Here is a 1084-nt window from a genome sequence, read left to right as displayed (position 1 = left end):
TTTTCAGGCTGTCGAGAAAGTCTCGGCAGCCTTTATTTAAACACTTTTAATTCAATACATTACCGCGTTAATTTGTTATAATTAGATAATAACATTGAAAGTGGTGACTGCTCTGTTTCGTTCTACTCCGAAAGACCCGCAATTAGACTATGAACTCGTCTGCATTGACTTAATGGTTCCTCAAAATCACTTACTTCGCCAAATCGATGCTCATATTGATTTCTCATTTATTTTAGATATCGTCCGTCCTTTTTACAGTGAGAACCATGGGCGGCCTTCATTTGATCCCATTTTATTTTTTAAAATGATGTTTATTGGCTATTTATACGGCATTCGTTCGGAGCGCCAACTCGAGCAGGAAATCAATTTGAACATTGCCTATCGCTGGTTTTTGGGACTTGGTCTCTCTCAAAAAGCGCCTGACCACACAACCATCAGTTGGAATCGTCGTACGCGTTTCAAAGATACGACGGTTTTTCAAGATATTTTCGATGAGATTGTTCGGCTTGCCATCAAACATCGAATGGTTGGAGGCCGTGTGTTGATCACCGACTCCACGCACATTAAAGCAAAAGCCAATAAAAACAAATACACCATGCAAACCGTGGAACAGACTCCCCACGAATATACGCAGGAACTGGATAAAGCCGTAGATGAAGATCGAGAGCAACATGGAAAAAAGCAACTGGAACGCAAGGAGGCGGTGAACGAGACCAAGCAGATTAAGGTAAGCACGACGGATCCAGACAGTGGGTATATGATGCGCAAAGGTAAACCTGAGGGGTTCTTTTACTTAGATCATCGTACGGTCGATCATAAATTCAACATCATTACAGATGTCCATGTGACAAAAGGAAATGTTAACGACTCCGTCGTTTATTTGGAACGATTACAACACCAAATTCAAAAATTCGGATTTGAAACTACGATCGAGGCTGTAGCTCTGGATAACGGATATTTCACCCCCCACATTTGCAAAGAGACGTTAGAAATGAAAATCTACCCTGTTATTGCAGGCCGCTCAACCTCATCCACATCCGAGAGCTTGTCGAAGGACAAGTTTATTTTCAATGAGGAGAAAAAT

1 protein-coding gene is annotated in these 1084 nt (G+C 41.5%); it reads left to right on the top strand.

The genetic code is table 11. The annotated features are described in order from the left end of the window. Positions 1–112: 112 nt before the first annotated feature. Positions 113–1084, top strand: a 972-nt coding sequence (locus AC3WRW_RS32985; RefSeq protein WP_492550436.1) for an IS1182 family transposase, incomplete at its 3' end; no start/stop codon positions are given.

Source organism: Paenibacillus sp. FW126-R14 (assembly GCF_058789495.1).
Note: the sequence above shows the minus strand (reverse complement) of the source record. Positions and strands in the feature narration are given on the sequence as shown.